Genomic DNA, 10,721 nt, shown 5'->3' on the forward strand with positions numbered 1-10,721 from the left:
GGCCCCGGTCCAGGGGGCTGGGGTGGAGCCTTCCGTGGTCGGACGTCGCTGCTCCGCGACAACCGCGCGCTACCGGCGAGCATTCGACGAGGACGCCGCGTAAGCAACGAGACCGAGCGCACCGGCGGCCACGAGCCCGACGAACGTGCCCACGGCCATCGGGACCGAGGCAGCCAAGCGATTCGCCCCGTCACCGATGCACACCCCCAGCACGATGACCCCGGAGACCCCGAAGGGGATCGCATAGGTCAGAGCCGAACGACGCACGTAGTACGAAGGCTCGAACGCATCTGCCAGGTCGCTGCGTGCAGCCCGATAGCAGGCCAGGGTCACACTGCCGATCATGGCCAGGCCCAGCAGGGACACCCACTCGATCTGCTCGATGTGGCGCGCGACCTGCCAGAAGGCGATGGCTCCGATGATTGCCGAGATGACGCCGAGAAGGGCTGCGGTGCCGAGGACACCCAAATCGTCGTCGTTGGACTTCCCTGCGATCCAGAGCACCACAGCGATCGCGGCCAGGACCACGGCAACACCGATCAATGCGTACCCGAGGAACCAGTTGGCGGCGGACCAGCTCGTGTAGTGGTTCACGGCCACCTCGGCCGATGAACTCGAAGGATAGGGGTACACCTGCGAGAAACGGGGGGTCATCTGTATTTCCTTCCGAGAGAGGGAATGTGGGCGATTCGAGGTGCGACGCAAACGAAGATTTAGAGGGGATTGGCTGCCGCAAATCCGCTAGGATTCCTGGCTTTTCGTGCGTCGACATGCCTACAGGAGACGTCCGACATCGCATGGTGCGGTGCTGCTGCGGGGAGCGCACTCGGGCCTGGTTGACGCCCCTACTTCGCGGTCTCCAGTCGGGGGCTGTCGGCGCCGAGCCCCAGCAGCTCGTCGATGCGCGCGGTCTTGCGCCCTCGACGTCGCGCTCGGGTGAGATGCAGGTAGATCCGGGCGCCGATGCGGACTTCGGCGAGCAGCTTGTGGATCCGCCACTCGGCGAGGAACCCGGCGTCGAGGGCGTCCTGCTTCGCCGTGGTGACCTGATGGTCGAGCAGTTCGATGATGCTCACCAGATCGGCCTTGTCGCGAGTGAGCCAGTCCTGGCGGCTGATGTGGCCGTTCCACTGCTCGACGCGCGGTCGGTCGTCCCAGTTCAGCGGGAAATAGTTGGTCAACGGATCGGTCTCGGTGGCAGTCATGTGCGCCTCCAGGTGCGTGCGGTCGGTTCAGGTGGCCGGCGGCGGCGATGGCGGCGAGGCGCTGCTGCTGTTCTCCGATACCGCGTGCTCCGGCCAGAGGGGTGCGGGCGTGCGGCCAGACCTGCTGTGCGAGTTCGACATAGTCACGGCCACCGAAGAGGACGACATCGGGGCGGTCGAGCAGGCCCTGGTCTGCGGCCTGGTCCCGGAGCTGGTCCGTGGTGATCGCTCCGGGCTGGCCGAGGCGCAGGTTGTAGGGCTCGACGATGGTGTGGAGGTTCAGGAGTCCGTGGCGGGCGGACATGATGCGGACGGACTCGGGCCCGGTGAGTGCGGCGGCGGCGCGGAGTCCGAGGCGGTGGTAGGTGCCTCGGTAGAGCTGGCCGGCCGGTGACGGAATGGGCTCCTTGGTGGCTCCGCACGGCACGATGACCAACGGCGCTACCTCCTGGGCGGCTGCGGTGTCGTGGGTGTCGTGGGCGACATGGTCGGCGATCGTCCAGCGCAGCCAGTGCCAGTCCGGGCGTTCGGCCAGGTTGAACACGCCGCGGCGGTGTCCCCCGGTGATGAAGGGGGTGTTCCAGAGCTGGACGTCGGTGTTGGGGAGGGTCATTTCGACCTGGTCGTACGGTTGCCAGAGTCGGGTGTTCCGCGGGCCGATGGCGCGAGGGATTCCGATGTACTGGCCCCCGTCCTTCGGGCCGATGCCGGGCAGGGAGTGAACGAGCCCGACCTTCATGATCAGGTCTCGGCCGGGGGCCGGGGGTGTCAGCGTGGGGTCGGCGTAGTGGAAGGTCGGACGGTAATTCGGCGGCATCGTGTCGTGGACTGCTTTCGTCGGAGGGTTGGCGTGAGATCGCTCACCAACACCCATAACAATACAATATAACTTTGTATTGTAGAAACAGATGGTCTCGCGGTGACGCTTGCGCCACAGCAGTTTCCGATCAATTGCTCGTCCAACTTCAGTGAGTCAACCCCTCGAACCAGGCGGCAGCGCTCGCCGACGACAATCCGGGACGTGTCGTCTGCGCAGGTCAACCCCTATGGCTACGCGGAGGAAGGATCGGAGACACACAGGACGCCTCGACCCACAGCCAGAGATCCAGTCCGCTATGACCATTCGCTGAACGCACCGGCACGCACACCTGCGCGAGCCAGCGGCCATCCCGGACGCGGAGCCAAGAGTGGAGGGTGCCGAGGCGCGCCGCGGCAAGGTCTATTCCTCCTGCGCGCACGCGAAGGGGCAGTCCGTCGGCGCGGGTGAAACCACCGGGCGGCGGCAGAACGTGGGAAGTGTCGACGACGACCTCGACCGGGGGCTGGAGCCGCCGCAGGGTCGGCACGTCCGGGAACGGCTCGGTCCAGCCGTCGAGGCCGGGTGACTCGATCATTGCGCGATCTTCAGCGGCGTCGGGTCGATTTGGGTTGTCGCCCAGGTGACGTCGCCGGACTGGCCGGTGATCGCGACAGTGGCGCGGCGCGGTCGCTGGCCGCGGGGCCGGGCTTCGACCTCGAGGTCGAGGCCGGTGATGCGGCCGCCGTTGGCGCCGAGGCCGCGGTGGCCGGCCACGCGCGCGTCGAGCTGGAGGTCGATGGCCGGCCAGCGACCGTCGGTGACGACGAGGACTGCGCCGTTGCGTCGGGCGCGGGCGGTGACAGCCCGGGCGCGGCTGGGCGGGACATCGGCACCGCCGAGTGACAACAGGACGACGTCGACGCCGTCGACGAGCACGGCTGCGACGGCCGCCGGATCATCTCCGGCGTCCGGAATGATCGCGCACCGCGCGAGGTCCGCGCCCATCTCGGCGGCCGCGAGCAGCCCGAACTTCGGCCGCCCCACGATCGCAGCCCACCCCCCGGCGCCGGTGACCGACGCGACCAGCCCGACGCGCAGGGCGGCAGCACCGGACACCTGGACTGTCGAGCCTCGAACCAGGCCGTGATGAGGCAGCAGGTCTGCGATCGGAGCTGGTGTCGGCAGCGTCCCCAGAGCGGGTGCGGACGCCAAGGCTGCTGGGCTTTCTTCAGGATGGGTTCGACGTGGAGTCGCGATGACCGGCGATGGGTCGGGTGCGGTGACCGATCGGGCAGGGATCTGCGCAATGCGTTGCCGCAGGTGAGCGATCTTCTCCGCCTTCGACTCCAACGCACGGGTCATTCTCGAACTCCTACCTACGCACCACCAATATAGAACACCTGTTCGATTTAGTGGCGCTCAGATTGCCTCACTCCCCTATGGGGGCTGATACCCCATAGGTTCATCACGGAGTCTGTACGCGCTGGACAACGCCGCGGGGCGGCCGCATCCGCCGGTACATTTCGCGCATGAAAGCAGCGGGCCCAGGACCGGAGAAACGGAAGCCGGCCAACCACCAGAAGAGGCCATCCCAACTGGCCTGGGTTGCGCCCAAACCTGCGTCACCGTGGCTTCTTCTCACGCTCGCGGTCCTTGCCCTCGTGGTGGCTGTTGGAGCTGTTTGGGGACTTGCCGAGCGAGTCACCGAGGACGGCCACTCCGTGTTCACCGCCGACCTGGCCGGGTACGGCCGGACAGTCGGCCTGATCGGTGCGGCAGCGATCGCGGTCCCCGCTGCGGTGCTTGCCTACCGGCGACAACGAGCCCTTGATGACTCGAACATCTTGAAGGCCAACTCCGACTACGACAATCGCCGCGAAGGCATCGAGCGTGACCGTCAGACTCGGTACGGCACCATCGCGGCTCGCCTCTCCATCCCGCGCTCATCGTCCGCATGGCTGCCGTCACCTCGATGGAAACTCTCGCCGACGAATGGCTGGCCGACGACCACGTCGACGAACCCAAACGACTCCGCGAAGCCCAAGCCTGCGTCGATGTCCTGTGCAGCTACCTACGATCGCCCTACGCCCCCTCCAACAGGGAATACAGCCTTACAAAGCGGAAGGTCACGCGCTCGGAGGGGTCGGTCGAACTGGAGGAGCATCACGACTATCTCCTCGACGATCTCGCTGTTCGCGAGACCATCGTCCGCGTCATCGCGGCGCATCTACGGACATCGTCCTCAGCAGTTCCCGGCCCTCACACCAACCTGCGTCCCGGTCCGTGGAGCCACATGAACTTCGATCTGACCGGCGCGCACCTCCACAACCTCAATCTCAGCGCGTGTGTATTCGTAGGAGATGCCCAGTTCCAAGAAGCTCGCTTCACGGGCAAATTGACGACCTTCCGCAACGCTCATTTCTCCCACCCAGAGATAACGTCCTTCTACGGTGCTTGCTTCGCCAGCGAGGTGACGACCTTCCGCAACGCCCACTTCAGCGTCGGGCCCACATCCTTCTACGGCGCTCACTTCACCGGCACGGCGGACTTCTTCGAAGCCAACTTCACCGGCGGGCACACCAGCTTCTTCCGCGCTCACTTCAGTGGCAGGATGACCAACTTCCGCGACGCTCACTTCACCGGCGGACTAACGAACTTCCGCGACGCTCACTTCACCAGCGATCAGACATCCTTCGTCGATGCTCGCTTCACCCGTCGGACAATCTTCGACGGTTCTCACTTCATGGGCAAGGTTGTGTCGTTCCAGGGCGCCCGCCTCACCGGAAATGAGACAACCTTCGCTCTTGCGGAGTCTGCCTATCTGGGATGGATGTTCGACGACGCCGACCTCACGGGTGTTTCGCGCATGCCTACGGGGGTTTGCGGGGTAACGAACGAACGTACGGTCTGGCCGGTCGGACTCCATTCGCGGCCGCCTGGGTGGGCCGCCAGGGGGCTCACACCGCATAACAGCTATTGGAGATCGGTACTTGGCGGGAGCCCTTCCAGCCTTCAGGTGGATGAGATCGAACTACTGGATCCACGACGGCATGGGCCGTTATCAGACACTGTCCCGGCCGAGGAGCCGATTCGCGTGGCTGACTGACTCGGCACCCGCTGCCCGCCACGAAAGAGGGACTACCTACTGGGATGAGTATTCACTGGTAGTAGCCCACTTCCGGCTGGGCGACATTGTCTTTGGGTGGTTCCGCGAACTGTTGACGACCTTCGCGGTGGATGCTCCACCATCGCCAGGCTCCGGCCGCAGCCGCGAGGGGCACCAGCGCGAAGGCGCAGGCGGAGATGACGTTGGCGAGATTCTTGGCGATCCGCTCGACGTCGTCGGCGGTCGCCTGGTCGAGAAGGACGCCCACAGTCGAGCCGATGGCTATCCCGATCCCGAAGACGACGACGAATCCGAGACCGAGGGTCCACCCGAAGATGCTCCACGGGCTCCAGAAGTAGCGCGAGGTGGGCTCGCCGTCGGCCCGGCGCTCGAGCTGGTGCGCACGGAACTCCGCCCGCCGGGCCCGCACGCCACAGAAGACGCACCACAGGGTCACAGCGATCCCACCAGCGACCACCACCGCGTAAGCGAGGTCCTGCACGGTCGCAGGCAGGCGCGCGCCGTCGATGAGTGGCAAGAGCCCAAACCACACGGCCACCGTGGTCCACGCGTATGCGAAAAAGTTGTCGGCGCGGCCCCGACGTTCGGCTGCGCGATGCGCCCAGGCGGCCCCGACCATCCCACTGATGACCAGTACGCCACCGAAGACTGACGTGACCACAGGCTGCATCGACTCCCCCTCGTTGTAGTGCTGTCCTGCAACGGATCCGACCGACTCCTCCCGCGAGACGGGAGGAGGGGACATGTCATGTTTGCAGTTCACAACCCATTTCACCTACGGGGTGTCACCCCGATCAGGCGGTCGCGGAGGCGCCGGGCAGCGTGTCCGCGGCAGCCGTGATCTCGGCGGTGTACCGCGGCTCGAACCGCGGCGTCAGGCCGGCCAGGGCCCAGTAGTCGGGCGTGGTGTGGGCGGCACCGATTACCGCGCCGGCGATGCAGGCGATCGAGTCGGAGTCGCCGTTGCTCGTCGCAGCCCATGCCAGGGCCTCGGGGCCGGTGAGCGGGGCGGTCTCGGCCCCGGCGGGTGCGGTGGCCATGTCGGCGGCGAGCAGGCCGAGTGCGATGGCGCTGGCGGATTCCCAGCCTTCGCCGATGCCGGCGCACGGATCGCCGAACTCGGTCGGGGCGAGCTCGTCGAGGCGGTCCCGGGTCTCCGCGGCCACGAGCAGGATTTCCACGACCTCGTCGTTCAGACCGTTTACCAGCACTGATGACACGTCCCCCGCGTACGGGTCGAGGACGGCGGCGAGGTACGGATCCGTCAGCCATCCGCTGGTGCCCTCGTAGATCGCGTCGGCTTCGGCGAGCGCGGAGTCGAGGAATCGGCCGTGCCGGTCGGGGGCGTGGCGGATCGCATCGGCCAGCAGCAGCGCCGGAACGATCGCGCGCGGGTGCTTGTGGGTGATCACGGCCTGGAGCGCGGTCAGGCCGAGCCAGTACGGCTCGGGGACGAATGCTGCTGGGACCAGGCGCATCACGGCGCCGCAGCCGGCGGATTCGCGGGCTCCGTCCTTGTCGTACCAGCGGGCTCCGGAGCGGAGGCGGTGCAGCGAGCCCATGCAGGCGCGGCCCGGGGCGCGCGTGTTGTCGGGGTCGACCTGCCACAGGACGAAGTGGCGGACGATCGCGTCGGTGACGGCCTCGATGTCGGCGAAGTCCTCGACGTCGACGAGCGCGTCGTGCAGGGCGAGTGTCATCTGGGTGTCGTCGCTGATGATCCACTCACCCGCCGGCGCCGGCACGGGGTAGGCGGGCATGGCGGCGTACTTGCGGAACTCGACCTGGTAGCCCCAGGCATCGCCGGCCGCGAGACCGGTCAGGGCGTTGCCGTAGCGGGCGAGCTGGGTGGCGTGGTTGCTGGCGGTGGGTGCTGTCATGGGTTCTCCCCCTGTTGCTGCTGCTGTTGCTCGATCTCGTTGGCCGCGGTCCGGACCTGCTCGATCTCGATCAGATCGAGGTCGGCGACGCGGCCGAGGTAGTTGGCGATGTCGTCGGGGGTCATGCCTTGCTCGAGGCGCTCGCGGATGTCGTCGAGCTGTTCGTCGGTCAGTGCACTCATGATGGCCTTCTCTCTTCGATAGGGGGACGTGTCGTTTTCGCTGTTAGAACTACGTTTTCAGGCTATGCGACGGCCTTGAGTGGGGTGTAGGTTCCGCCGTCGGCCTCGGCGACCAGGTCCTCGGCGACCAGCCACACCGTCGGCATGCCGTGGATTCCGTGGTGGTCGACCTTGACGCAGCGCAGGTCGGTTCCCATCGGGACGATGACCTCGTCTTCGCCGCTGTGCAGGGAGATCGACTTGACCGGCAGACCGGACCGGGTGCGGATGACCATCATGTACGGCGGGTGGCCGGCGAATCCCTTCGCGGTGGCCTGCTTGGTCGTGGTGCTGGTGACCTTCCCGATCTGCATCTTCGAGCCGACGGTGAAGGTGGCGTCGATGTACTCGGCCGGCGTTCCCTTCCAGCCACTGGGGATCCGGGTTCCGCGCATGACGGTCATCGGCTCGATGTTCGGGTTGTGCTCGTTGAACTTGTCGAACGCGGACTCGATGCCGGCGACGGTGGTCTTCGTCGACGCGGACGGGTTCGGATCTCGGCCGGTCACAGCCGCATTGATGGTCGTGTAGCTGCCGCCGGTGTAGGTGGTCAGCGCGCCGCGCTCGGACTTGTCGAGGACCTTGGTCACGAACGCGGAGTTCGTCGCCGTGAGGCCAGAGAGGTCGGAGGTGTGGACCTTCTCCCCGCTGACCGAGAATCCCCATGCCTTCAGGTCACCGGCCCGCTGGTGGATGACCGCGTAGTCGTCGGCGGTCTCCTTGCCGAAGGCGCGGATGCCGCTGCGGTACAGGCTCGCGTGCTTCTCGGCGCCGAGGCTGTCCGGCGGGATCTTGTGCTCGAAGTGCGGAATCACGCCGCCGCCACGGGTTTCGGTACCGAGCGCCCGGCGGTGTGCACGGGCGTACGCCTCGTCGGCCTGCGCCGGCGTCTTGCCGACCGACAGGGCGTCGGTGCGGGCCTTCTCCCCCGCCGCGACCGCAGCCAGCTCGCGCATGCGCTTGCGGTGGCGTTTGGTGCCGTCGTAGATGTCCGCGCGGACCGGGCCTGCACCGACCGCGTCGGTCAGCTTCTCGACCTCGCTGGTGAAGCGGTCGCTGATGATCTTGTTCTGGGCGTCGGATGTGGCGGCCTTCCCCGCGGCCGCTTGACGGGCGACCTCGAGCAGGACGTCGCCCTGGGCGGCGTGGGCCTGGCGCTGCATCTCGGTGGCGTTCTCGGGCAGCGAGCCGGGCTCGACGAGTATCGGGATGCGGTTCGCCTTCGCCAGGGCGTCTTGCTTGCCGTGGGCCGTGGCCACCGGGTAGTAGGAGTCGCCCTTGCGTTGGAGCACAGCGAAGTCGCCGGAGCCGCGGCGCACGATCGCGGTGCCGCCGTCGAGGTAGCGGCCTTCGACCTGCTCGATAGCGGAGCCGGTTTCCATCGGGATGGTGCCCGACGTGTAGACGGTGGTGTCCCGTTCGACCCCCGCCGGCCCGATCAGCGGGCCCTCGGCGAACGCCGTGGCGGCCTCCTCGGCGTACCTGCGGTTGTACGAGCGGCTGATCGCCGCGACGTCGTCGTCGCTGAGCCCGGCGTAGTAGGCGTCGCGGTCCTCGTCCGTCATGTCGTCGCGCAGGCCGAACTTCGCGGCTGCGAGGTCGTCGCGGACCTCGAGCTGGCGGCGTTGGGCGTCGACGTAGGCGGCCTTGGCGTCGTCGACCTGCTGCTGGAGTTCAGCGACCTCCGTGGCAGATCCGGTCCCCTCCTCCAGTGCCTTCGTGGCCTTGCGCAGGCGGGAGCGGTACCGGTTGACCGCCTTTCGTGCCTCGTCGGCCTCGGCGTCGACCGCCGTGACGTTCTCCTCGGCAGCCGCGAGAGCGGCCTGCGCGGCGGTGATCTTCGGGCCGGCCAGCTTCTCCCGCTCCGCCTTCGCCTGCGCGATCAGCAGTTTCGCGCTGGGCGGGTTCGAGTGGGTGCTCGGCATCGGTGTCTTGCCCAGGATCTCGGGGTCGATGCCGAGACCTTCCATGAACTCCTGAAGGACGCTCGGCGGGGCCGCCTGGATGGCGGCGGCGGTGTCGAGGAGTCCTTCGGCCTTGAGGTGGTCGACGACCTTCTTCCGCGCCTCACGGCCCAGACGACGGTTTCCGTTGGCTTTTGCGGCCGCGGCGTAGCTTCCGCAGCCGGGGCAGCGGCGGCCGGTTCCGTGACCTTTCGAGCGACACATGGGGGCATCGTACTGGGAAGACGACACGTCCCCTCGGCCGATCCCCGTGCCCCAGAGGGCTTCTCCCCGATCGACCAGTGGGCGCGGGCACTGGAGGCCGGCGGCGACGCGAGATGTGCTGTTCATGCCGGTCACCTCCGCTCCCGAGCCACTGCCGCGGCCTAGTCCGTGCGGTCGGCCCGAGCGGTGTCTCCGGCGACCCTGTCAGACGCCGACTTTACAATACCGCTTTTCATTGTTGCAACTGGGATGCACGGTGCGGCAATCCTGAACGTCGAGGTTGTGACCCATGTGTTGGCTCGGAATCCGACCTCGGAGCCGCGGCCCCAGCCCAACGCTCACCGCCGCGATGGCGTAGGCGGGTCCGAGAACAGCCGCGACTCCGAGGAGGAACCTCACCGCTGCGTCAGACATTCGCTGCCGGATCCGCGTTCTCGACCTGGGTCAGGAGTGCATCGGCATGTGCGCGGAACACGGCGGACGTCTCCGACACCTGCCGCAGGCGCGCACCCCAGAACAGCGTTGCCACGATCGCTCCGCCCACGGCCGCCACCAGTGCGTCCCGGGCGAGATCGGCACCCGACAGCGAACTGAGGCTCGTTCCCCAGTTCATCAGGCTGAGAGACATCACCGTTCCGGTGAGCCCGAGGACCATCGCCACGGCGGCGTAGAGGACGTTGACGTCCGATTCGTGCCAACGCCGCACCCATGTGATGGTGCCGGCGATTTCGTCCGAGTCCGCGGGCAGACGTCCGGAATCCCGCAGCACGGTGTAGCGCTCGACGACCTCCCTCGAGGTCGGCACGTCGAGATCAGTCAGCCCTATGTAGGTACGCCGGAACTCCGCGGTGCGCTTGGAAAGCTTCCGTGCACGCTTGTCGATCTCGCGTCGCTCCTTGCGCCGCTCGGCGGCTGTGGACGCGGTGTGGGTGTCGTTCGTCATGGATCCTCCTTGGACGGGTGGTGGTTACCGGGCGCTGCACGCGGTGCGCGCGGCGGCGACGTCTCCTGTGGTGACTGCGAGGTCATACGCTGCGGCCACGGTCAGGAACTTCTTCGCGTACTCGCAGCGGTACGCCGCGTTCGGCGGCAGCCACTCGTCCAGGCCCTTGTCGGACTTGGCCTGGTTCGCCGGACCGTCCGAGGCGATCAGGTTCAGCGCGGTGTCGTTGGCGAACGATTTCCGCTGTTCCAGCGTCCAGTTCGCAGCTCCTGCACGCCAACTCCGCGAGAGCGGGTACAGGTGTAATCCGTAGCTAGTAGGTAGTGCCGTTGACATCATCCTGGGCTTCCTTCCACGGATTCGGGATATGTGGGCGAC

At 67.1% G+C, this 10,721-nt stretch carries 12 protein-coding genes and 1 pseudogene; 2 read left to right on the top strand and 11 right to left on the bottom strand.

The features are described 5' to 3' along the window. Positions 1-69: 69 nt before the first annotated feature. The 3 genes and pseudogenes from AC1Q6C_RS31490 to AC1Q6C_RS31500 form a co-directional block, all read right to left on the bottom strand. A complete protein-coding gene (locus tag AC1Q6C_RS31490) occupies positions 70-654 on the bottom strand; it encodes a hypothetical protein (RefSeq protein ID WP_058037214.1) in 585 nt (194 codons plus the stop codon). A 191-nt stretch (positions 655-845) separates the two neighbouring features. Beyond that, the gene (locus AC1Q6C_RS31495; protein WP_058037213.1) at positions 846-1,205 is read right to left on the bottom strand and encodes a hypothetical protein; all 360 of its coding nucleotides are present in this window, start codon (positions 1,203-1,205) and stop codon (positions 846-848) included. A 115-nt stretch (positions 1,206-1,320) separates the two neighbouring features. Then, positions 1,321-2,079, bottom strand: a pseudogene (locus AC1Q6C_RS31500) (DUF6884 domain-containing protein); the annotation flags it as partial. 313 nt (positions 2,080-2,392) lie between these two features. On the opposite strand from AC1Q6C_RS31500, the gene AC1Q6C_RS31505 reads away from it, so the two are divergent. Continuing rightward, positions 2,393-2,590 (top strand): hypothetical protein, encoded by a 198-nt coding sequence (locus AC1Q6C_RS31505; protein WP_156423075.1) that lies wholly within the window; start codon positions 2,393-2,395, stop codon positions 2,588-2,590. A gap of 5 nt (positions 2,591-2,595) precedes the next feature. Here AC1Q6C_RS31505 and imuA' read toward each other — a convergent pair whose 3' ends face one another. Together imuA' and AC1Q6C_RS31515 are read right to left on the bottom strand one after the other, a co-directional pair. Then, entirely contained in the window at positions 2,596-3,366 is a 771-nt protein-coding gene (imuA', locus tag AC1Q6C_RS31510) for a DnaE2-dependent mutagenesis accessory factor ImuA' (protein ID WP_058037209.1), read from the bottom strand. A 260-nt stretch (positions 3,367-3,626) separates the two neighbouring features. Continuing rightward, positions 3,627-3,824 (bottom strand): hypothetical protein, encoded by a 198-nt coding sequence (locus AC1Q6C_RS31515; protein ID WP_058037208.1) that lies wholly within the window; start codon positions 3,822-3,824, stop codon positions 3,627-3,629. Between the two features lie 134 nt (positions 3,825-3,958). Between AC1Q6C_RS31515 and AC1Q6C_RS31520 the strand changes: the two genes are divergently transcribed. Continuing rightward, entirely contained in the window at positions 3,959-5,110 is a 1,152-nt protein-coding gene (locus AC1Q6C_RS31520) for a pentapeptide repeat-containing protein (RefSeq protein ID WP_058037207.1), read from the top strand. A 52-nt stretch (positions 5,111-5,162) separates the two neighbouring features. Here the strand turns inward: AC1Q6C_RS31520 and AC1Q6C_RS31525 are convergent, their stop codons facing one another. The 6 genes from AC1Q6C_RS31525 to AC1Q6C_RS31550 form a co-directional block, all read right to left on the bottom strand. Next, the gene (locus tag AC1Q6C_RS31525) at positions 5,163-5,876 is read right to left on the bottom strand and encodes a hypothetical protein (protein ID WP_058037206.1); all 714 of its coding nucleotides are present in this window, start codon (positions 5,874-5,876) and stop codon (positions 5,163-5,165) included. A 49-nt stretch (positions 5,877-5,925) separates the two neighbouring features. Further along, a complete protein-coding gene (locus AC1Q6C_RS31530; RefSeq protein WP_058037205.1) occupies positions 5,926-7,011 on the bottom strand; it encodes an ADP-ribosylglycohydrolase family protein in 1,086 nt (361 codons plus the stop codon). Further along, entirely contained in the window at positions 7,008-7,193 is a 186-nt protein-coding gene (locus tag AC1Q6C_RS31535; RefSeq protein ID WP_058037204.1) for a helix-turn-helix domain-containing protein, read from the bottom strand. The genes AC1Q6C_RS31530 and AC1Q6C_RS31535 overlap by 4 nt, the downstream gene beginning before the upstream one ends. Before the next feature lie 62 nt (positions 7,194-7,255). Further along, the gene (locus AC1Q6C_RS31540; protein WP_245219947.1) at positions 7,256-9,526 is read right to left on the bottom strand and encodes an ADP-ribosyltransferase; all 2,271 of its coding nucleotides are present in this window, start codon (positions 9,524-9,526) and stop codon (positions 7,256-7,258) included. Positions 9,527-9,806: 280 nt separating this feature from the next. Continuing rightward, the gene (locus AC1Q6C_RS31545; protein ID WP_058037203.1) at positions 9,807-10,343 is read right to left on the bottom strand and encodes a hypothetical protein; all 537 of its coding nucleotides are present in this window, start codon (positions 10,341-10,343) and stop codon (positions 9,807-9,809) included. 24 nt (positions 10,344-10,367) lie between these two features. Beyond that, the coding region (locus tag AC1Q6C_RS31550) for an HNH endonuclease family protein (protein WP_492667023.1) at positions 10,368-10,721 on the bottom strand (354 nt) is incomplete at its 5' end.

It is taken from the genome of Rhodococcus sp. MT28 (genome assembly GCF_058792695.1).